This is a genomic window from Leptospira dzoumogneensis, assembly GCF_004770895.1.
In the GTDB taxonomy this organism is placed as follows: Bacteria; Spirochaetota; Leptospiria; order Leptospirales; family Leptospiraceae; genus Leptospira_B; species Leptospira_B dzoumogneensis.
The window spans coordinates 24012-46954 of the sequence record NZ_RQHS01000005.1; the positions used below are offsets into that span (position 1 = coordinate 24012).

Consider the following 22943-nt stretch of genomic DNA (forward strand, 5'->3'; position numbering starts at 1 on the left):
TCTTTCCTCCCTTATTATCCTTTAAAAAGAGAACGAGCGTCTAAAATATCTTTCAATTGATAGAAAGGTTTTCCCGCTTTCGCTTTTGCCAATACTTCCGGAACAGGAAGTTTTGCTTTAGTGATTAGACTGATTGCTTCCTTAGGTCCGCCTAAGAAGTCTACGAATGCAGATGCAGGCGCCCAGTTAAATCCGGTTCCCATTGCAAGGTCGCTCATTTCTTTAGTATCTACAACTTCTCCCACGATGGAAAGAGAGTAGCTTACATAACGAGCGATAAAGTAACGAGCGATGTCCGCTTCCAGACCTTTCGCTTCTTTTACGATATTCATTGCGCCGATATAATCAGCTTCGCCTATTCTGCTGTTAGCTGCTTTGATAAAAGGAATATCAAATTTAGGGACCGGAACATATAGGTCACCTTTGATATCATAATACAATTTTTCCTTTTTACCATCAGGAGTTTTGGTCATTTTATAAAGACCTTGTCCGGACTTTCTTCCTAAGTCGCCTTTATCGATCAACTTTTGGAAATAACCGGGAAGTTTGAATGTAGAATGTGCAGCATCTTTAGTCATCTCATAGAGGTTGTCTACGATCGCTTTGTGAACATCTAAACCGACAAAGTCGGCAGTGTCCAAAGGTGCCATTGCTCTTCCGGTGTATCCGCTCATGATCGCGTCGATAAGAGCGATACCACCTTTGTCGGAATATTCTTCCGCTTTGATAGCAGCTTCATTGATCAATTGGAATCCGATCCTGTTACCTGCGAATGCCGGAGTATCATTCGTATAAACTACGGCGCGTCCCAGAGTTTTATCCAGATACTCGCCTAGTTTTTTAGTAACTTTTTTGTCGTTTCCTGCGTGAGTTACCAATTCACAAAGGATCATTTTATACGGAGGGTTGAAGAAGTGAGTTCCGTAATAATGTTTTTTACCGTCTTCGTCGAAAGCATCCGCTAGACGAGCGATAGAAAGACCGGAAGAAACAGTGGATACGATAGTACCCGGTTTACGAGCTTTCGCGATCCTTTTGTTGATCGGTTCTTTTACTTCATAACTTTCTGCAACAAGCTCGAAAACCCAATCGGATTCGGAGACTGCTTTTTCCAGGTCTTGGTCATAAGAACCAGGAATTAATCTAGGACGGATAGTGTCCGTTTTGATGGAAGAAATTGCTTTTTCGATCCCTTCTTTAGCCTTGTTTACGTCACGGGCTAACATATGGACTTTCGCTTTGCCGAAGGCTGCTACGATTGCTGCGGATCCGGCGCCCATTGTCCCATTTGCGCCAAGAACGGTTACGGTTTTGATTTCCCTCATGGAATTATACCAACATCTCGGTTTTTATAGAGTTAAGTCCTTGTTTAAAACAGGCTTTTTAGAGGGAAAGGCTTTTTTCTCCTTCGAAGCGCCTGCTTTAGCCGTTATCTATAAGACTTTGTAGAACGGTCGTTACGTTCGAAATAAACACTGTTCTTCAAAAAAATCGAATTTTCTCTCAAATCCGGGAAGGTTTTAGGATTTGAAGAAGTAGCCGAGTCCTTTAAAGAGTTTAGAACTCACTCAAATAGGGGAAGGATTTTGGGGCATTTATCATCCTTCTTTGCCGTATTATTATAAGGTTTCCCGCTTGCCTCTTCTTACATTAGAATAAAATGATTCCGATAATTTGTATTGATAAGCGAAACAATTGTCAGGAATTATTCGGGGGAACCTTTTCTATGATCTTAGAAAAGAGCTTATTAGATATACTTTGGGTCTTGGTGTGTTCGGGACTGGTGCTAATCATGCAAGGTGGTTTCCTTGTATTAGAATCCGGACTTACTAGAGCCAAGAACTCGATTAACGTTGCTATCAAGAACGTGGCCGACTTCGGAGTAGCCACTCTTCTTTTTTATACATTCGGATTCGGGCTCATGTTCGGAGTCACTTGGAACGGTCTCATAGGAACTTCTTTATTCGCTCCTGTGTTTCCGGAAGGTAAGGCTTGGCCTCCGACCTTCTTCTTATTCCAATTAGTTTTCTGCGGAACTTCCGCTACGATAGTCTCTGGAGCAGTTGCAGAAAGATTAAAATTCCATTCTTATCTATTTGCCACCGCTCTTATCTCGGGAGTGATCTATCCTATTGCAGGTCATTGGTGTTGGGGAGGAAGTCTGACTGATGAGAATCATGGTTGGCTGGCAGTGAGAGGATTTCACGACTTCGCAGGTTCTACTTTAGTTCATAGTGTGGGCGGTTGGGTATCACTTTCACTTCTTCTTATAGTAGGAGCAAGGATAGGAAGATTCCCGGAGAATGAACCGCCTAAGGCTGTGACCGGAAGTAATTTACCTATGGCGATGTTAGGCGGAATTCTTCTTTGGTTCGGATGGATGGGATTCAATGGGGGAAGTACCTTAGGTTTTAATGAAAAAGTTCCGGGAATTATATTAAATACGATCATCTCTTCCGGATTTTCTCTCATGGTTGCGATGTTGGCTGCATGGTTGATCAAAGGATTTCCGGAAGCGACTGCTCCTCTAAACGGATCCTTGGCTGGACTAGTTGCGATCACCGCCGGAGCGGATTGTTTTACCCCGGTTCAATCAGCGATCATCGGTAGTATCGCAGGCTTATTCGTTCTTCCGGCAGAAAAACTTTTAGAAAAACTCAAGATAGACGATGCGGTAGGAGCGATCCCGGTCCACTTGATCGGAGGGATTTGGGGAACGATTGCAGTAGGAATTTTCGGCGATCTGAACCTGATCGGTCATAATGTTACGAGGTCCTCTCTTCTTCTTACCCAGATCGTTGGAATACTTGCTGTGGGAGGATTTGCATTCGGACTTTCCTTGCTGATCTTCTACCTGATTAATAAATTTTTCCCTCTCCGGGTGGATGGGGACGAAGAGAGAATGGGCCTAAATATCTCGGAACACAAGGCAACTACAGAGTTGATCGATCTATTCTTAGCGATGGATTACCAGAGAAAGACCGGGGATCTGGCAGTGGATGTTCCAGTAGAACCATTCACAGAAGTAGGGCAAATCGCAGAACGTTACAATTTGGTTCTTGGAACAGTGCGTTCTACACTTGCAGACAATGAAAAAGCAAGGGTAGAAATCGCGGATGCTTATGAAAAGGTGCGCATCGAGCAGGATAAGGCGGAAAAATTACTTCTGAACATTCTTCCTGACTCTATCGCTCAGGAATTGAAATCAAACACGGGGCTCATTGCTGATAGTTATCCGAATGTTTCTATACTTTTTGCGGATATTGTAGGTTTCACTAAAATTTCCGCAGTGATGAAGCCTGAGTCCGTAGTACGCATCTTAAACGAAGTATTCTCTCATTTCGATATTCTGGCAGAAAAGTACGGTTTGGAGAAGATTAAGACCATTGGAGATGCTTATATGGCTGTAGGAGGCCTTCCTTTACCGAATGAAGCGCATCCTTTGCTCGTAGCTCATATGGCTTGGGACATGAAGGAACTTCTTTCCAAATTCAAACTTAAGAAAATGGGTACTAAACTGCGTATGAGAATAGGGATTAATACTGGTCCAGTAGTCGCAGGAGTCATCGGAACTAAAAAATTCATCTACGATATCTGGGGAGATGCAGTAAATCTAGCTAGTCGAATGGAATCTCATGGTGTTCCGGGAGAAATTCAGGTCACAGAATCCACTGCTGAACTAATTAAAACCGATTTTGCGTTAACAGAAAGAGGAGAGATCAAGGTGAAAGGAAAAGGTTTAGTCAAAACCTTCTTAATTAGCCATCGACTACGTTCTCCTGAAGAGAGTTTTACCGATCTAGGATACTCATTCAGCGCAACTTAAGATAGAAATGAAACATTATGAAATGTTTTAGATTGCTTTAACGAAAGAAAATGAAAAAAGGTTTTACTCTTTTGGCTCTAAGTCTTACGAGTGGAAATTTACTCTAGGAATAACGGAAAGATTCCCCAGATACAAGGAGTATCTACCATGGTAGCTAAGAAGAAAGCAAAGAAAAAAGCCGCACCTAAGAAGAAAGCGGCAAAGAAGAAAGTAGCGAAAAAAAAGGTCGTTAAAGCCACTAAGAAGAAAGCAGTTAAGAAGAAGTCTGCGCCTAAAAAGAAAGTAGTTAAGAAAAAAGCTGCTCCAAAGAAACCGGCGCCTCGTCCTGCTGCTCCAGTTGCGACCCCAGAACCTACGCCTGCACCAAGCCTGTTCCCAACTGGCGGTTCCAGCGAAGGAGAGAGCAACATCTAATTGCTCTTTTTTCTAAAGAAACTGGTCCCGCTCCCTTTTGGGAGCGGGATATTACTCTACCTTCTACTCTTCTCCGCCCCCTTATTCGCCCAAAACACTCCTCCGGTTTACGCAAAAGTACTCTGCATGAACTCTCCGGAAGGTTGTGAATGTAAGTTTCCCGAAAAGGAACATGGCATCCGTATATTTCACGGAGAAGCCGTCATTTTAGAAGATCCATTTACCAAATCAGAAACTTCTAAGATACGCCGCTCTAAAGAGTCCTGCATCTATCCAAGGACCAATTTGAAACCATTGGCATACCAACATGCCTTTCGACCCATGCAGACGTCTCTGGATCATTCTCCTAAGCCTTTAGAAAGATTTCTCTCCCAAGAAGACTTGGAACGTTTGTCGGAATTCCAACCAACGAGTCTAGGGGCTTATTATCCAACGTATTATCATTTAGCATTGGAGGAGGCATTTCCAGGAACGGAAGTGGCCGCCTATTCTCCTTCCGGAAAAGAAATCGGCAGAGCGTCCGCTACATTCTTAGAGCAAGTACGTTGGGAAGGTTCCGGCATCGCAAAGGATGGGAAGAAGTACCATTTTGCTGGAGAAGGAAAATACGAACTATATGATCTAGAATGGGGTTGGGGCGCCGGATATAATTACCAGGTGTTTCCATATCGCACCTTGGCGGTGAGTTTTAAGGATCTATGTGAGAAGATCGGGTCCAGAATTTCTTCCTGCAATAAGTCCAAGGTGATCGGCACATTGGCTTTTATTTCTAAGATCAAAGAGAAAAAGATCAAAATGCAGAATGGAAAGTACCATGACGGGTATTTCTGCCTAAACGATACTGGATCTCCTATGTACATCAGAGATGATAGAGTGGATATATTTGTGGGAGTTCATGGAGGAGGAAGTCCTTACCAACCTCAGGAGCTTTCCAGGAATTTATTCTTAGATGCTGGGATCCATCCTCTCTATCCTTCCGATTGGAAATTGTACAGTTCCGAAAAGGAAAGATTCTGGTGCCCTAAGGAAAAACTTCCCCGAAATCCTTTCTCTCCTTCTGAATCGGAATGTAAATTGGATTATCATGCCCAGGCACCTGAAAAGGGAATGGAGATGAGGATTTTTTTCCGCAAGGATGGAAGTTTGGTCCGTTGCAGGACTTGACAATCAATGGCTACTATATTTTCCCACCCGGCAGTTCCAATCTCGCTCTTCTTCTTTTTCGGAAAGAAGAAGGTTCCGATCCTACTTGCAATTTTTGGAATATTCTTCTCCATTCTTCCCGATTTTGACGTGGTCGCTTTTAAATTCGGGGTCCCTTACGAAAGTGACTGGGGCCATAGAGGATTTACTCATTCTATATTATTTGCTTTGATAATGTCCTGCATCGTGGCATTCTTCAGGACCAAACTGAAGGCGAATTGGATTACTATTTTTTTATTTCTTTTTGTATCCGCGATTTCTCACGGAGCTTTGGATGCGATGACCACAGGCGGTTTAGGAGTCGGGTTCTTGATTCCTTGGAGTTCGGAAAGATTCTTTTTTGAATATAGACCGATCAGAGTTTCGCCTATCGGTCCACGGAACTTTTTTACGGAAAGAGGTTGGATCGTGATCCAGTCGGAGCTTCTGAATGTCTGGGTTCCGGCAGTTTTGGTTTCGGTGGTCGGGGTCGGCACAAGAGTACTTTTCAAAACTAAAAAAGTACCGTAAATTAATGGATTATTTAAAAGGAAATCCTCCCGATTTAGTGATATGTTCATCTATCTCAATTTCGAATTGAATTGTTTGTTCGATTGAATGGACTATGACCGAATAATGTTGAATATCTAAAAACGTTAGCTGCCTGCCTTTTCTATCCTTTAACCATTTTTCACAGATTTGAAAACCGCCTATATTGTAATTCCATACCTTTTGGGAAATAGGACCGAAGTATTGAGTTTCATTTATCCAAACGGTTTTTTCTCCGTCGTAAAAAATGGATTTGATAATAGAATCCCCTTCCATTGGAAATTTTAAACGAGCATGTACATTCGATTGGAATAAATGACATTTAGTTAGCTTCTTTCCGATTTGAACAAGTTTTTTGAATAGATCGCGATTCGAAGTTAAAGGGATTCTTGGAAAATCTATTTTTAAGAATTCCGAATATCTTTTCCGGAATTTCGGGGAATATAATATCGCATAAATATAATAGAACAAGGCTTCGGGATCTTCGGTTCCCTGTTTTATCCTTAATTCTTCTATAATAGGATCTGAAAAATTGGATCGTTTATTTTTTCCGGAAAAAAGATCTTCTTCGATCGTATATAATGGGAAAACCGTTCCTCCGCCTCTTCTAAAAATATTCTGATCAACAAGTTTATTTACTACGAATACTAGATTCCAAGTATCCCCGCCTACGGCTAAACCTTGGCGCCCAATAACTAAAGCTAAGTTTTCCGGATCATCAAAATGATCCATAACCTTTGTATTCGGCCTCGCTATAATATTCTCATAGAAATAGATAGATCGGCTGTCAAAAGGACGATACGTGTAGTCTTTAATGAATTGTTTAGAACCGAATTTTTTAACTTCTTGTCTGGCTTTTTTCAAATCCCAACGATCTTTATCAATAATCGGAATTGAAAATTCTTCGGATACTTCTTCATCCGATAAAGAAGAGTCTGTGAAATGGGATATTTTTCCCTGTAATTCTTCTTCCGTGAAAGCAACCGTTAAGGAATCTCTTTTTGTAAGAATTCCTAGCGAGAAAGTATACATTATCTCGGTGATTTTATTATTACTTTCGTATTCCTCTCTTCTTCTTTCATTCTGAGGTTTAAAAAGGCAAAATTCTTTGGAAGGGTTGATTTCTTCCCATTCAGTATTCTTAATGTTATGTTTGGATAACCAGTCGTATTTTCCTTCCCTATCTCCGAAAATTTCAGAATGAAAAACGCGGCCCGGTTTTTTTATAGTATTGCCATCGGTTATTCTTTTAACGAAGATCCCGATAGCAACTCCTTGTTGGATCTCAAATACATTTTCATCTTGGGAACCATCGCTCTGTTTTTCTTTCTTTTTTGAATTCCCATGAAGATCTAAAACGTAGATTTCATCGAAAGTTTTTCGAAGGCTTTGTCTCATTCCCCGGAATGTAGGATTATCTAAATAGCCGTGATTAGTAACGAATGCTAGGATACCGTGGCCTGTATTTTCAATTTTCCATTGAGCAAAGCGTAAGAATTTTACATAGTCGTCGTTTAACCATTTGAGGTTTTGTTCTTTTAAAGGTTTGCCGTCGAATTCAAAATAATTCCCTTCTTTACTGTGTAATAGATCGGTGATCCAGTCTCCCGAATTTTCCGAGTGGCCGGAATACGGCGGATTGCCTACGATGATCGAGACCGGTTCTGAGTTTTTAATTTCCCAGGCATCCTGAGCTTCTTGTTCTAAAAATTTATCTAGGCCGTCCGTTTCTTTTAAAGAAGGCGCATCTTCAAGACTATTTGTTAAATATATCTTTAAACGTTCTTCCGAATCGAATTGATAACCTAATTCTCTCAATTGAAGAACTATCTTTAAATGTGCGATTGAGTAGGGAGCCATAAGGAATTCAAATCCGAACATCCTGGGTAAAAGATGGGATTGGACGTAATCCTGCCATGAGCCCTTATTTTTCTCGAAATGTTTAAAGACGGTTTTAATTAATTCGAAGAGAAAGGTCCCAGTTCCTACTGATGGGTCTAAAATTGAGATACGATGGACCTTTTCTCCCGGTTTTTTAGGATGTGGAATTATTTTCGAATCCGCCAGTCCATTAGGAATATTGAATCCTTTCTTTTCTTTCAGTAAGGAATCGACACTATATATAATGTATTTAACAATCGGTTCAGGAGTATAATATACTCCTCTTTTCTCTCTAATATTCGGATCATAAGAGGATAAGAAAGTTTCGTAAAAATGAACTACAGGATCCTCTTGTTTTGTTTTTTTCCCAAAATCTTTTAGGATCGAATCGAAGTCGGCTCTATCTAAAAGATAAGCTAAATCATCCACAATCCAAGTGACACTTTTATCTAATTCAGTTCCTGCGATCGAGTTGAACATTCTTTTCAAAAAAGGGTTCGTATTCGGTAATTCGAAAACCGCTTTTTCTCTATTAAAAGATCCTGATATGTGATGGTTACATCTAGCTGCAAATAGTCCGTAACATATGGTCTGCGCATACATATCTGCAAATTGTTCTTCGGATAATCCTTTAATTAAACGAGAATGAAAGGCCTTCATTTGATCTTTCAATACGGATGGGGATTTGGACTTTTCGGCTTCTTTTATCGTCTCTTTGATAGTATCTCGGATCATCCTTCCTAATTTTCCCATCCGGATAGCCAATTCTTTCGGGTCTTTAGAAACGGGAGTTTCTTCGTTTATAAAACAATCAAGAAGTCCTAAAACTTGATCTTTCATATTTGGGAACGGAATGATCCGATTATTTTTGAACTTTCCAATCGAAGAAGATAAACGGAACTCTCCGTCCACGAACCATCTAAATTCCAAATAGTCGGTAAGGATAAGATTAGATAAATCTGAACGATATCTTTTTAATTGATCTGAATTTTCGAGGGAGTTAAGATTCGCGCCGATTTTTTTGGTTTCGATATATCCTATCGGAACGTTATTTTTATACACTACGAAGTCCGGTGCGCCGCAGGCGACTCTCATCGGCTCATTATTAGCTAGAATATTACTTTCGATAGAATGTACAAAATCCGCTAGAGGTCCTCTGAACGATTGCTCCGAAAAGGATTCCGTTTTTGCTATCGTTTCTAAGGAATGAATATATCGATCCAATGCTTGGATCGTTATCTTATCGAACGGCTTATTCCGCGGGGAAGTAGGCATAGACCCAATATATCCTAAAATAGAATATTCTAAATTGGGATATATTGGGTCAAGAATAGTCTCTCGGTTAAAATCAGGAAATTTAAGGATATTTGGAGATTGTAAAAATAAAAAAGCCGATAAATCCTGAGATCTTCGGCCTTATGAGGTAAGGTTTGGGTCGACTACTGAACTACCATTGAATCTATCTTTCCGTGTTTATTATATTTCACGAAAGCTTTTCCTTTTTCGTAGTAGTCATGATATTCCCCTTGTTTTCTGAACTTAGAACCCAGCAGTTTTTCCGCAGCGGGTTTAGAAGATCCTACAGTGACACCTTGTCCTAAACCGGGACTGGAATCTCCAACTACATTCACTTGCACGACTGTTCCCATATCTAAGATAAATGCAGTTTCTTTGTTATCGTATTCGAAATATTCTAAACCGCTTTTTTTATCCGTTTTGATACGAGTTGGTTTTCCCCAGTTTTTCAAAAGATCTTCTAATTTATCACCTGGACCGACTCCGCCAACTTTGAAAGCATTCACTTCGTTCGGAGCTGTAGGGGCAGTCAGTTCGATAGAATGGATCTTCGCTAATACCTTTGCCCAACCGGAAGTAGAATCATAATTGGACAGATAATAATTTGCGAGTCCTTTGGATTTTGGATCTACTGCAGAATAAGATTCTACCAATGCGATGTTTAATATAGGAGTAAAGTTTTCATAAATATAATCCGGATCCACCTGTTGTTTTTGAGCGGTGGATTGGCCGATCGTTCTTAGATACTGAGCGATCTGAGGATTATTCCCGCTTTGGTTTGCAAGAGTTCTGATCTTTTGGTCAATAGAAGTTGCCAAACGATTGAAAAGTTCTTTCGCTTCTTCTCTTTTGTCCGTCCAGAATAAAACCACTCCTAGGTTATTTGCTAGAGCAACAGTTCCTTCTGCCTGGAAAGCTTGGTTGGCAACATTCACTGCAACATCTAGATCTTTTTCGTCCGCAGAATAAGAAAGTAATACAGCATAGTTGGAAAGAAAATAAGGATCATCCGTTTTTACGATCACCTCTCTATATGCTTTGAGTGCACGATTGTAAGCGGCCTCGTTTCCTGGAACGATCCTCATTACCGCACGTTTACTTTTATCCGGGGGAAATACCATAGTGTCTCTGAAAGAAGGCATGTCCAAAACCGGTTTTAATTTTAATTCTTCGTTGGAAGCGGTTGCCATCCAGATCTTATGCATACAAACTGCGAGTGCTTTACTTAAGTAAGTGTTCTCTGGGAATTTTTTGAGCCCGTCTTCTAAGTTGGATCTTGCTTCGTCTAAATTTCTTCCCAATTGGATATCATCGAATGTTTTTTCCATCTTAGCTAAGAAGCTATACAGTTCTTGTTTATCCGTTTTGAGTCTGGACAATCTTTCATTCGGAGAAGGGTGGCTGGAGAAATAATGAGAACCGATCAGTTCAGGCCTGGTTTTATCCGCTTTAGAAGAAGCTAATGCTTCTTTATAAGATTGTTCCACTTCGTTCAGAGTTTGAAGAGTGATGAGCATGAAATCGCCGCCATAACCTGCCTTATCCAATAAGAATAAACCTGTTTGGTCCGCATCCAACTCTTGCTCTTGGGAAAATTTACTATTTTCCAAAAATGCTTTTCCGGAAGGTTCATCTTTAAGCGCATAAAACTTTTTTACACTATTGAAAACATGTCTGTTATAGAAGTGAGCTAACTCGTGAGACAATACTCCGGCGATATATCTTTCACGATGAAAGTCCAACTTCTGAGCCGCATCCGCTTCTTTTTGTTTTATAATTTCATCTAAAGAATCCAAAGCTCCCGAATGAATACAGAACTGTCCGCCAGCCATTGCAAATGCGTTGAAGCTTGCTTCTTTTACGATTTTGTAAACTAGAGGAAAAGGAGGGTTGCCTGAATTTTTGGAAAGTTTACCGAACGCTTTGTCTATCGGCTTCTTCCAACCTTTATGATCTGCAAGTACGGTCTTGGACTTGATCAGATTTGTGAACTGCACATTACTTTGTCTTACTAACTGAGCATACAATTCCGAGTCGAATTCTCCCGGTTTGTTTTGAGAAAAAATTGGAGAGCCCGAGAATGATACTAATCCTAAAACCACCAATAGTTTCAGGACATAAGGGCGAACCGAATTCGAAAGATCGATCATAGGAAAAACCTCTTGAGGAGAGAAAACTATACGCTCTTAAACGACTGTCAACTCTGAAAGGTTTAAAAATCGAGACGAAATTTTTTGACCGAAAAACCGATTTGGAGAACTTTTAGTTAAGCAGCGATGGAGTGATCGATCAGAATTAAAATATTGATCAAAAACAAGTGAAGAATACTGAAAAAGAAAAATCCTCTGGCAAACTTAGGCTCCGGATTCTGGAATAATTTTACGGAAAGATAAAGTATAGAGATACTCAGCGCCACGGAAGAGATCATATACAGCCAACCCATAGTAGGTTCCGCCCAATAGAACGCGATCACTGATCCCACATACAGAATCGTATAAAACAAAATAGAACGTCCGGTTTCCTTTACACCTTTCACAACTGGGAGCATAGGAAAATTCGCATCGCTATAGTCTTCTTTCAGGAAGATCGCAAGAGCCCAGAAATGAGCCGGGGTCCAGAGAAAGATCATCAGAAATAAGATCCAAGCAGGTAAAGGTAAAGAATTACTAACTGCCGCGTAACCGATCAAAGGTCCCACACAACCTGCCACTCCACCTATTACTATATTCTGATGTGTTCTAGGTTTTAATAGAATGGTATAAAGAAAAACATAAGCGAGAAGTGCCGCAAACGCACATAATGCAGTGAGAAGATTCGCAAAATAATATAAGATCCCGAATGCGGCGAAAGTCATCGCAAACCCAACGATCCAAGCCTGAGGGATGCTGATCCTTCCCGCAGGAAGCGGACGATTCGCAGTCCTTTTCATTTTAGAATCTCTATCTATTTCAATGATCTGGTTGAAGACAAAAGATGCGGAGGACATTAAAAAAGTCCCAAGCATAGTCATAAAAACCAGAAGTGTGCCGGGTGCATTAGGAGCGCCTAGATATAAACCAGGCACGGCAGTAGCTAAAACAAGGGAACTTACCCTTGGTTTGATCATTTGGTTCCAGTCTGAAAGAAAACTATTCATTCTATTTAAGAAACCTTACTCTTAGACAGCTCGGAAGCTCTCTGCACCCAAACTGCATACATGGATAAGAAAAGAAGAATGGCCACTCCGGTATGAGCAGCGGTCACTAATTTCGGAAGTTTCATATATACGTTCACAACTCCCAATCCTATCTGTATGAGCAGGAGAATGATAGCTATTCTTACGTATTTTTTGGTTTCCGCTGTGAATCCTTTGAATATTCCATAAAGGTTTATTAGAAGAATATAAAATGCCACTAAGTAGGCGCCCAATCTATGCTGGACTTGGATCTGTATCTTGTGTTCCGGAACGGAAGGGATCCATTCTCCGTTACAAGTCGGAAATTCTAAACAAGCGAGTCCTGCGTAATTGGAACTAACTCTTCCCCCCAAAATAATTTGGAAGAAGATCAATAATACTCCGATCAAAAGAGGGATCTGGTCCTTCTGCAATAAACTTTGTTTCGTTAAAAACTCGTTTGAATTCGTGGAATTTGCAAGATAGGCGGCCTTGAAAGTCGCGGTAACTATACAAAGTAAGAACAAGATCGCATTCAATAAATGAAGATTAACAGTCGCAGGATCTAAAGAAAGAAGAACAGTTAAACCTCCCAAAGTAATTTGAGAAGCAATCAGTAAGATCCCAACGATAAAATAACCTAAGAAAGGTTTTCTTAATTCAGGAACGATCGCAGTCCAGATAGTGCCTGCGATCAGAACAATTCCTAAAAGTCCGGAATAATATCTATGTCCGACTTCCATAAAAATATTAAAATCGAAGTCTGGAAAAAATTTACCGAAACAAAAAGGCCAATCAGGACAAGCGAGTCCGGAGTCAGTAGCTCTGACAAGAGGTCCGTATAATAAATTTAGAAAAATTAAAACCGAATACACGACCAGAAAGAGAGAAAACTTTCTGAAATGAGAATAAGTAGAAGCGATCATTCTGTTTTTTCGGAGGATCCGAGCTCTTCTTTACCATACTTGAGCGAGATTGATTTGGGGCAAGAGATTTGATGTTTGAAAATCGAAAGCTTACATTTTGATCTGAGACTAATTCTCATGCAAAGAACATTCGATGAATCTAAAGAACGAGCGTTCTGGTGTCCCGACCTTCGGTCAGATGCTTTTTATGTCGGTTCTAAATGGTTGAAAACACTGAAAAGCAAAAACGCTTTCAAAAAAAGGACAGGTCTTCAAAACTGGTTGGTATCTTTCGCTTTTTACAAAAGTGAAACGTTTTTTTCTGATACTTTAGGAGTCATTCCATGAGCCAAAACGGAGACCATTACAACAAGGCAGGTTTTTGGACATTCGTGGTCGTGTTGACCGCTAACATTCTTTATTTCGTTTATCTTTCCGCATTTCACAAAGGTGTTAAAGATTATAACGAAGTAGTTCCTTCCCACACTTCGGCAGCGAAGTAAGGAAAGAATCCGGGATAGAACGTTGTTCTCCTCCAATCATCCGCGGCGTTTTTCTAAAGGTGCTGCGGCTCTTATTCTTTTTTTACCATTCTTGTCCGTTCTATCTTTCGATACGGAAAGAGAACTACCTGCTCATGCGGTTCCTCCCGAACTTGAGGGCGTAGGCCTGGAAGAAAAATTAGGGAATCATATAGATACCAATCTATCTTTCGTGGACGAACAGGGCAAACAAGTCCGCATAGGCGACTATCTGAAAGAAGGAAAGCCGCTTCTTCTTACATTAGTATATTATAGATGTCCCACACTCTGCAGTCTTTATCTGAATGAGATCTCAACCGCACTCAAAGAACTGAATCTACAAGTAGGAAAAGAATTCAATTACGTAGCGGTAAGCTTTGATCCGAAAGAAAAGTCCGATCTGGCAAAAGCGAAAAAAGAAGTATATGTGAAAGATTATGGAAGAGGGGACGGTTCCGGCTGGAGTTTTTTAACCGGAAATGATCCTGAAATAAAGGCTTTGTCTTCCAGCTTAGGTTTTACTTACAAATGGAATCCTTATAATGATCAATGGGTGCATGTTTCCGTAGCCTATGTGATCACCCCTGAAGGACAAATTTCCAGATATTTAAAAGGCATCCCGATGGATGAAAGGACTCTACGATTATCTCTCGTAGAGGCTGGAAACGGTAAAATCGGCGATTTGACTGACAGTGTTGCCCTTTTTTGCTTCCAATTTGATCCATCCAAAAATAGGTATACATTATACGCATTCAATATCATGCGAATCGGCGGTTTTCTTACTGTCGTTATCCTTGCAGCGTTCTTATTCCGCTTTTGGAAGAAACAAAACTCGTCTAGTACAGTATAAATAAAGGAAGGAGTGATTTCGATCCGATGAACTGGTTCTCTCTTATTACGGCGACAAGCTTCATGCCGGTTCCAGCGACTAAAGAATCGGGAGATGTAGACAGCCTCTATATCTTTCTTCTTGTTTCGGGCCTTATTTCTTTTATCATTCTCATTGGGGGAATGGTAATATTCATTTTCAAGTATAGAAGAAAAACTGAAGACCAGAAAAGTGCGTACATCACGCACAATACTCTTGCTGAGTTTCTTTGGTCCTTCATACCTTTCGTGATCATGATGATCATCTTCGCTTGGGGATGGAGTGTATTTCACGATCTTCGCAGAGTCGGAGAGAAAGGTGATGTTGAGGTTCACGTAACTGCTCGTCAATGGGCTTGGACTTTCAAATACGCGAATGATATCGAGATCAATAGCCCTAGCGATAAAAAGTTAGTGGAGAATGATCCGGACTCTACTCTTCTCAAACCTGAGATCGTAGTAGTTCCAGTAGGTAAAACCATTCGTTTCATTCTTACTTCTGACGATGTTCTACATAGTTTCTATGTTCCTGCATTCAGGAACAAAATGGATGCGGTTCCCGGCCGAAGAACAACTTTCACTTTCACTCCGATTGAGAAAGGGGACTTCACAGTATTCTGTACTGAATATTGCGGAACCAAACACTCCAATATGATGGCTACGATCCGCGTGGTAGACGGCGAACAATTCGCTGCTTGGCAGGCTGAAAAAATTGCCGGAATGGCTGGCGCTAACAACAAGGGACCTGCGGAAAGAGGAGAAGCTCTTTTCAAAGGAAGCCTTGGATGCAGCGGATGTCACTCCATCGACGGATCCAGGATTGTCGGACCAACTTTCAAAGGTCTTTATGGTAATAAGAGAGACTTCGCAGACGGATCTTCTGTAACTGCGGATGACGCTTATATCAAACAATCCATCCTTGTTCCAACAGCTAAGATTGTAGCTGGATTCCCTCCTGCGATGTCTTCTTTCCAAGGAAGGATCAAAGAGGACGAGATCAAGGACATCATCGAATTCATTAAGACGCTTAAATAGGATTACGGACAATGGCCCACGAGCAACATAATTACCTGAATCACCAAAAGGGGATTTGGTCCTGGCTTACTACCTTAGATCATAAGCGTATCGGGATCATGTACTTTGTCGCGATCATGAGCTTCTTCTTTTTAGGAGGAGTTTTCGCATTATTAGTTCGCGCAGAATTATTCACACCGGGAAAAACCCTTTTCTCCGCAGACGTTTATAACAGAATGATGACCTACCATGGAGCCATTATGGTGTTCATGGTAATCGTTCCTGGTATTCCTGCAATTTTCGGAAACTTCGTTCTTCCGATCATGATTGGAGCGAAAGACGTAGCTTTCCCAAGATTGAACTTAATGAGCTGGTACATGCTGATGATTGGTGCCGCGATCACCGGTTCCACTCTATTCTTGGAAAACGTAGATACCGGTTGGACCTTCTACACTCCATATTCTTCCATTAAAACCGGATTGGGAGTGATCCCGATGGTTCTTGGAGTATTCATCATCGGATTCTCCTCCATTTTAACCGGTTTGAACTTCATCGTTACCACTCATAAACTGAGAGCGCCTGGAATGACCATGAACAGAATTCCTCTCATGGTTTGGGCACTTTACTCAACTGCGATCCTGCAAGTATTGGCAACTCCGGTTCTTGCGATCACTCTGCTTCTTTTGATTGCAGAGAAAACTCTCGGAGTGGGGATTTTCGATCCTCAGTTGGGAGGAGATCCGGTCCTATTCCAGCACTTCTTCTGGTTTTATTCTCACCCTGCGGTTTATATCATGATCCTTCCTGCGATGGGAGTGATCTCCGAGTTGGTTGCTACTTACTCTCGTAAAGTGATCTTCGGATATACTGCAATCGCTTACTCTTCCTTAGCGATCGCCGGGGTTTCCTTCTTAGTATGGGGACACCACATGTTCGTTTCCGGGCAATCCGAGTTTGCGGGAATTCTGTTCTCCTTCATCACAATGCTTGTAGGGGTTCCTACAGCGATCAAATTGTTCAACTGGATCGCAACCATGTATAAAGGAAGTATCCGTCTGGACGCTCCGATGCTGTTCGCGATCGGGTTCATGTTCTTATTCACCATCGGTGGATTGACCGGAGTGTATCTGGCTTCTACCGGTATGGACGTTCACTTCCACGATACTTACTTCGTGGTGGCTCACTTCCATTACGTAATGGTTGGTGGAACTTTGATGGCTCTTATGGGAGCGTTGATCTACTGGTTCCCTAAAGTTACCGGAAAAATTTACAGCGACCTAACAGGAAGAATTTCCTGGGTATTCATCTTCTCAGGATTTAACGTTACCTTCTTCCCTCAATTCATCTTGGGAAATATGGGAATGCCTCGTAGATATTACGACTATCTTCCTACATTCACTGAATTAAACCAAATGTCCACTTTCGGATCTTGGTTGATCGGAACAGGATTCTTGATCGGACTTTTTGGAGTGATCTATGCACTTCTGAAAGGTAAAGAAGCAGGAAACAATCCTTTCGGAGGAAAAACTTTGGAGTGGACTATTCCTTCTCCTCCTCCACACGAAAATTTTGAATCTACCCCAGTACTAACCGGAGGGCCTTATGAGTACCGCTAATCACTCGGGTGGTTTTCATCACGCGCATCATTTTAACAGCGCAGAGCATCAATACGAATCTTCTAAACAAGGGATCTGGTTATTCCTTGTAACGGAAATCCTAATGTTCGGTGGATTATTCGTAGGATATTCCATCTACCATTCTCTTTACCCTCAAGTTTTCCATGCGGGAAGTAAGCAGCTTTCCGTAGTTTTGGGAGCTTTGAACACAGTAGTTCTTCTATTCAGCTCATTCACTATGGCGCTTGGGATCAACTATGTGCAAAGAGGTCTTAAAAACAAAGCGATCATCGCTCTTGCAGTGACCATCGCTTGTGCTGCGATCTTCATGGTCGTAAAATTTTTCGAATATACTCACAAGTTCCACGTAGGTACCGTACCTGGAAAATACGCTTACACTGAAGAGTTAAGCGCTTCCGGTGAGAAGGTAACCAAAGTGGGTGCTCTACTTGCAGAAGCTAATAAACTTAGCGTAGTAGAAAGAGAGCACAAACTTCACCTGGACGAAACTGAATACGAACACCTTACCCTTTTGGAAAAAACCAAAAACTGGCCTTTGTTCTTCGGATTCTATTTCGTAATGTCCGGTATTCACGGTTTGCACGTTCTTGCAGGTGCATTCCTGATCTTCTGGGTACTTTTGAAAGTGATCAGAAACCAAGTTGGTCCTGAATATTACACTCCTGTAGAAGGTGTGGGTCTATTCTGGCACGTGGTAGACTTGATCTGGATTTACCTCTTCCCACTTCTTTATCTGGTAGGATAAGTCCAAATCACAAGAAAGCGGCCGAAAGGTTTGCTGCAAAAAAGCCGGGGTACTTCTCCGGCTTTTTTATTTTCTGCCTTTAAAGCAGCACATAAAAAAACTGCGAAGAAACGGCGAATCCTGCCGATATTTGAGAAGAGACAGGTTTTCCCGGACGCAATATGCAAAATATAGATTATTCCAGAAGACTGAGACAATCCGGAACCAGAGGTCCGGCCCCACGTCAGGGAGAGTCTTTTCCAACCGTGCAAACAATCCAGCATGTGAGGGGAGGAAATTCTCCGATCCGTTCTTTCCCAAGTTCCAGATCCATCTTTTTAGTTTTGGTGGGAGCCATTTCTCTTTTTACAGGCGGGGTAGTAGTCGGTCTTAGATTGGATCAGAAGGAGCAGGCATTTGCTCAAAACGAGACCCAGTCTTTTTATAATGCGGGAAAAAATGTTAGAACGGAACAATCCGTAGAAGAAAGAGAAAATTCTTCTTCCGAAACGGTAAGTTCTAACACTAACGAACCTTCTTCTGAAACTAGCACTTCTCAGAATTCCAATAAAAGTCCTGGGCTTAAATTTCCAGCCAGATCGGATAAGGAAAATTATTTCTTATCTATCCCAACTGAGGATTCGGTCGAGGCGATGGAAATTGGAAAAAAATTGCTCAGAGCAAGACCTGAGTTCCAAGGAAGATTTTTCAGATCCAAAGACGGAGAATTATTCCTAGGATATTTTTACGGAAAAGAAGAAGCTACCAAGGCTCTGGAATCGATTCGTCCTCTGAACGATCCGATTTTTCACAAAACTTCCGTTCACAAACTTCAATTTTGATCTGAATCTTCTGACAATATTCAGTATCGAGCGTTTCCTTATTTTTTCCTTGACTTTGCCTCAAAATTTGCTATATTTTTGGGCAGAGTTTTAACGGAAGTCTTAATACTAATTGGCTGGCAAAAAGAAACAATCTGGCTACGATCATGGCGTAGGTGACTACGTCGTATATCCGATCCACGGGGTAGGTGAAATCACCGAAATCGCTAAAAAAGTTATCCTGGGAAAGAAAAAAGAGTGCTACGTAATGGAAATCCAGGGTAGCAAGATGAAGGTGATGATCCCGGTCGATAAAGCAAAACAGGTCGGAATTCGACCGATTATCGACAAGAAGGATATCAAAAAAGTTATCAATCTACTCAAGAAAGACGAGGTCGATACTGAAGAGGACTGGAAGATCAGGTACCAAAACAACCTGAACAAAATAAAGTCCGGATCGATCTTCGAAGTGGCGGATGTGTGCAGGAATTTATTCCGCAGGGCAAACGGTAAAGAACTGTCCATCATGGAACGTAAATTGTACGAAAGTGCGTACAATCTAGTGAAGATGGAAGTCGCCCTAAGCAAAGGAGTTTCCCAAGAAGAAGCTGGGAACCTTGTGTCAGATGTTCTAGCTAGTACATTCGCTCCGGGAGAAAGAGTTCCCGTAGCTGCAGTCGACATAGACGAAGAATAATTTCCGATAAAACTCGAATCTTATTTAAAGGATTTGAGTTATGGCGTATTTTTATAAAGGTCTAACGGCCGTCCTACTCTCCTTAGTGTCATTTTTTGTGACACAAAAACAAACCCAAGAGTTTGTATTCTCAGGCTCTAGTGCAGGGCTTGTACTCGTTATTTCTCTCGTACTTTTGTTCGGTGAAACTAAACTATTTCCAAAACTTCGCGGAGACGTTATTTTTTGTGTAGGCGTGGGTGCATTATTAGGATTTGCCCTAGCTTGGTTTATTGGAACTATCATCCGTTTCGAGGAATTGAATCTTGCATTATATCTAATCCTAGGTCTTTTCGGAGCTAGAGCAGGTAAGTCATTCGCAAAAGAACCCGGCCTTTCCGTGTTCGGAGGCGGCGGCGGTGGACCTACTTCTCTCGTAGATCCATTTGGTGTTGCTTCTATCGGAAAAGACGAAGTCAGAGATAAAATTCTGGATACTTCTGTCGTGATCGACGGAAGAATATTAGATATTGCTGATACACATTTTATCGATGGTCCTCTCATTCTACCAAACTTCGTGTTGAGAGAGATCCAGCTAATCAGTGACTCTTCTGACCCAATCAAAAGAGCAAGAGGACGTCGTGGTTTGGAGATGTTGAACAAACTCCAAAGAAAAGGTTCCATCGAAGTTAAGATCACTTACAAAGATTATTCAGACACCAGAGAAGTTGACGCTAAGTTGATCAAACTGGCTCGTGATACCGGTGGAAAGATCGTAACTAACGACTTCAACTTGAACAAAGTCGCAGAACTCCAAGGAGTAAAAGTCCTGAACTTGAACACCTTGGCTAACGCATTAAAACCTGTCGTTCTTCCCGGCGAAGAATTGGCTATCCAAGTCATCAAAGAAGGAAAAGACGAAAACCAAGGTATCGGCTATTTAGAAGACGGAACCATGGTAGTGATAGAGAACGGCGGACATCTAGTCGGTAAAGAAGTGAAAGTTACCGTTACTTCTATCATCCAAACTGCTGCCGGAAAAATGATATTCACCAAAGCTAATGGAAACAGCGGTTTTGATAAAGGTGAACGCGCCCCTGAAAAAGAAAACAGAGGTGGTAAGGGCGGAGAACGCGGAGAAGATCGTGGAAATAGATACGATCGTGGTGAACGAGGAAACGAGGAAAGAGGAAATCGTAAAGATTACCAAAACAAAAACCAGAACCGCGGCAATTACCAAGACAGAGGCGATAAAAACGAGAGCAGAGGAGACGATTTCGGAAATCGTAAAGACTTCCAAGATCAGCAGCAACAACAGTAATAGCCTTCTCTAAAGAGACAGAATGCGGGTCGGATTAGGAATTGCCTTCAAATTCGACCCGGTTCCGAATTGACGGTATCCTACCCCGAAAAAAAATTGAAATACGATCTCAATAAGGAGAGCCAAATGCAGGCCCAAGCGCAAGTGAAGGGACTGAAGGAGCTCGGTATAGAGCCCTCCGAAGTCTTCCATAACCTTTCATACGACGAAATTTTCGAACACGAAAAGAATAACGGTGAAACCGTTCTTTCCTCTAACGGAACCATGATGGTGGATACCGGTATTTTCACCGGACGTTCTCCAAAAGATAAATACTTCGTAGATGAACCTTCTTCTAACAAGAATATCTGGTGGTCTCATATTAACTTTAAAGCTTCCGAAGCGGTATTCGAAGAGCTTTATCAAAAATGTGTAAACTATCTTAGCGGAAAAAAACTCTACGTATTCGACGGATACGCAGGAGCAAATCCTGAGACCAGGATCGGTCTTCGTGTAGTTTCCGAAAAAGCATGGCAGCACCATTTCTGCACCAATATGTTCCTTCGCCCTAGCAAGGAAGAGTTGGCTAACCTTCTTCCTGAATTCACTATCATCAACGCTTGCGGAGTGAAGAACGAAAAATACAAAGAGCATGGCCTGAACTCGGAAGTATTCGTGATCTTCAACCTTGCAAAAAAACTCTGCATCATCGGCGGGACCGAATACGGCGGAGAAATGAAGAAGGGTATCTTCTCCGTAATGAACTATAAGTTGCCATTACAGGGAATCGTTTCTATGCACTGTTCCGCGAATATCGGAAACAAGGACGGAGACACCGCTCTATTCTTCGGACTTTCCGGGACCGGTAAAACTACTCTTTCCACTGACCCGAACCGCAAACTGATCGGAGACGATGAGCACGGTTGGGACGATAACGGGATTTTCAATATCGAAGGCGGTTGTTACGCGAAAGTGATCAACCTGGATCCTAAAACTGAACCTGAAATTTTCGAAGCAATCAAAAGAGATGCTCTTTTAGAGAACGTAGTTTACGACGAAAAAACGAAAGTTGTAGATTATACTTCCGCTGCTAAAACCGAAAACACCAGAGTTTCCTACCCGATCTACCATATCAAAAACATCCAAGTTCCTTCTAAAGGCGGTCACCCTAAAGTGATCATCTTCTTGACTTACGATGCATTCGGAGTTCTTCCTCCAGTGTCTCGTCTGTCTATCGAACAAGCGATGTATCACTTCCTTTCCGGTTACACTGCGAAAGTTGCAGGAACTGAAAGAGGTGTTAAAGAGCCTACCGCTACATTCTCCGCTTGTTTCGGAGCTGCGTTCATGACACTTCACCCGACTGTTTATGCTCAGTTATTAGGTGAGAAGATGCGTAAACATAATGTTCGCGCATATTTGATGAACACAGGACTTGTTGGTGGAGCTTACGGAACTGGTAAGAGAATGAATCTTCCTTCTACTCGTAAAATTATCGACGAGATCATGAACGGAAACATCGACAAAGCTCAGTTTGTGAAGCACCCGATCTTCCAAGTAGAATATCCTAAAACCGTAGAAGGTGTGGATAGTTCCATCCTGGATCCTCGTGAGGCTTGGGCGGATAAAGCTGCTTACGATGAGTCTTCTAAAAAGCTTGCCGGCATGTTTATTGAGAACTTCAAAAAATATGTAGAAGGTTCTAAAGACTTCGACTTCACAGCGTTCGGACCTCAGATATAGGCTGATCTCTAAAAAGTCGGATCTATTCCGGAGGAGTAAGTGGAATTTCCCCTTACTCCTTTTTTATGCCCTCATAGTGTCGGTAAGTTGTTGACAAACCGTTGTGCGGCGCATAATCATCATACAATACATAGGGATCAAAAGTATGGAAAAGGAAATCAAAGAAGCACTGAATTTCGCGATCGGAGCGGCAAAAACCCTGAGGGAACAAGCGGACAGTATTCTTTTAAAAGTGGAAAAAGAATTTAAAGAGCTCTCCGCAAAAGGTTCTCAAGACCAAAGCGAAGTTGCAAACAATCTTAGAAAGTATATCGAAGACGCATTACGTTCCGTGGAAGGTCTTGCGGGCCAAGTGAATTCTAAAGTAGAAGAAGCTAAAAAAGAATTCGGTAAGAAAAACTCTAACGACTAAGATCTTTTCGTTTATCCTTCC

At 41.6% G+C, this 22943-nt stretch carries 19 protein-coding genes; 14 read left to right on the forward strand and 5 right to left on the reverse strand.

Features of this window, described 5'->3' with window-relative positions; all coding sequences use genetic code 11:
• Positions 1-14 precede the first annotated feature (14 nt).
• Complete coding sequence (locus EHR06_RS01405) at positions 15-1325, reverse strand: 3-hydroxyacyl-CoA dehydrogenase family protein (protein ID WP_135755388.1); 1311 nt, start codon at positions 1323-1325, stop codon at positions 15-17.
• 401 nt (positions 1326-1726) lie between these two features.
• On the opposite strand from EHR06_RS01405, the gene amt reads away from it, so the two are divergent.
• The 4 genes from amt to EHR06_RS01425 all read left to right on the forward strand — a co-directional run bounded on the left by amt (position 1727) and on the right by EHR06_RS01425 (position 5953).
• Positions 1727-3826 carry an ammonium transporter gene (gene amt, locus EHR06_RS01410; protein ID WP_135755389.1) on the forward strand — a complete coding sequence of 700 codons (2100 nt, stop codon included), beginning with the start codon at positions 1727-1729 and terminating at the stop codon, positions 3824-3826.
• Positions 3827-3973: 147 nt separating this feature from the next.
• Positions 3974-4240 (forward strand): hypothetical protein, encoded by a 267-nt coding sequence (locus EHR06_RS19215; RefSeq protein ID WP_010513955.1) that lies wholly within the window; start codon positions 3974-3976, stop codon positions 4238-4240.
• Entirely contained in the window at positions 4241-5404 is a 1164-nt protein-coding gene (locus tag EHR06_RS01420) for an RlpA-like double-psi beta-barrel domain-containing protein (protein ID WP_135755390.1), read from the forward strand.
• A gap of 6 nt (positions 5405-5410) precedes the next feature.
• Positions 5411-5953, forward strand: a complete 543-nt coding sequence (locus tag EHR06_RS01425) for a metal-dependent hydrolase (protein WP_135755391.1) — start codon at positions 5411-5413, stop codon at positions 5951-5953.
• A 9-nt stretch (positions 5954-5962) separates the two neighbouring features.
• Here EHR06_RS01425 and EHR06_RS01430 read toward each other — a convergent pair whose 3' ends face one another.
• From EHR06_RS01430 to EHR06_RS01445, 4 genes are all read right to left on the reverse strand, one after another.
• On the reverse strand, positions 5963-9127 hold the full coding sequence (locus EHR06_RS01430; RefSeq protein WP_135755392.1) for a type ISP restriction/modification enzyme: 3165 nt from the start codon (positions 9125-9127) through the stop codon (positions 5963-5965).
• Between the two features lie 164 nt (positions 9128-9291).
• Positions 9292-11298 (reverse strand): M48 family metallopeptidase, encoded by a 2007-nt coding sequence (locus EHR06_RS01435; RefSeq protein WP_135755393.1) that lies wholly within the window; start codon positions 11296-11298, stop codon positions 9292-9294.
• 116 nt (positions 11299-11414) lie between these two features.
• Positions 11415-12284 (reverse strand): heme o synthase, encoded by an 870-nt coding sequence (gene cyoE / locus EHR06_RS01440; protein WP_135755394.1) that lies wholly within the window; start codon positions 12282-12284, stop codon positions 11415-11417.
• Between the two features lie 5 nt (positions 12285-12289).
• On the reverse strand, positions 12290-13228 hold the full coding sequence (locus tag EHR06_RS01445; RefSeq protein WP_135755395.1) for a COX15/CtaA family protein: 939 nt from the start codon (positions 13226-13228) through the stop codon (positions 12290-12292).
• Positions 13229-13551: 323 nt separating this feature from the next.
• On the opposite strand from EHR06_RS01445, the gene EHR06_RS19090 reads away from it, so the two are divergent.
• The 10 genes from EHR06_RS19090 to EHR06_RS01490 all read left to right on the forward strand — a co-directional run bounded on the left by EHR06_RS19090 (position 13552) and on the right by EHR06_RS01490 (position 22922).
• Entirely contained in the window at positions 13552-13710 is a 159-nt protein-coding gene (locus EHR06_RS19090) for a hypothetical protein (RefSeq protein WP_165780220.1), read from the forward strand.
• 22 nt (positions 13711-13732) lie between these two features.
• Complete coding sequence (locus tag EHR06_RS01450) at positions 13733-14578, forward strand: SCO family protein (protein WP_135755396.1); 846 nt, start codon at positions 13733-13735, stop codon at positions 14576-14578.
• 26 nt (positions 14579-14604) lie between these two features.
• Positions 14605-15630: a cytochrome c oxidase subunit II gene (gene coxB, locus EHR06_RS01455; RefSeq protein ID WP_208757728.1), complete on the forward strand. Its 1026-nt coding sequence runs from the start codon at positions 14605-14607 to the stop codon at positions 15628-15630.
• A gap of 11 nt (positions 15631-15641) precedes the next feature.
• Entirely contained in the window at positions 15642-17225 is a 1584-nt protein-coding gene (gene ctaD / locus EHR06_RS01460; protein WP_135755397.1) for a cytochrome c oxidase subunit I, read from the forward strand.
• Positions 17212-17991 (forward strand): cytochrome c oxidase subunit 3 family protein, encoded by a 780-nt coding sequence (locus tag EHR06_RS01465; protein WP_135755398.1) that lies wholly within the window; start codon positions 17212-17214, stop codon positions 17989-17991. The genes ctaD and EHR06_RS01465 overlap by 14 nt, the downstream gene beginning before the upstream one ends.
• Before the next feature lie 161 nt (positions 17992-18152).
• Positions 18153-18812 carry a hypothetical protein gene (locus tag EHR06_RS01470; protein ID WP_135755399.1) on the forward strand — a complete coding sequence of 220 codons (660 nt, stop codon included), beginning with the start codon at positions 18153-18155 and terminating at the stop codon, positions 18810-18812.
• 112 nt (positions 18813-18924) lie between these two features.
• Entirely contained in the window at positions 18925-19488 is a 564-nt protein-coding gene (locus EHR06_RS01475; protein ID WP_008593510.1) for a CarD family transcriptional regulator, read from the forward strand.
• A 40-nt stretch (positions 19489-19528) separates the two neighbouring features.
• Complete coding sequence (locus tag EHR06_RS01480) at positions 19529-20788, forward strand: PIN/TRAM domain-containing protein (protein WP_135755400.1); 1260 nt, start codon at positions 19529-19531, stop codon at positions 20786-20788.
• 126 nt (positions 20789-20914) lie between these two features.
• Entirely contained in the window at positions 20915-22510 is a 1596-nt protein-coding gene (gene pckA / locus EHR06_RS01485) for a phosphoenolpyruvate carboxykinase (ATP) (protein WP_135755401.1), read from the forward strand.
• A gap of 145 nt (positions 22511-22655) precedes the next feature.
• On the forward strand, positions 22656-22922 hold the full coding sequence (locus EHR06_RS01490) for a phasin-related domain-containing protein (protein WP_008595105.1): 267 nt from the start codon (positions 22656-22658) through the stop codon (positions 22920-22922).
• The last annotated feature ends 21 nt before the right edge of the window (positions 22923-22943 follow it).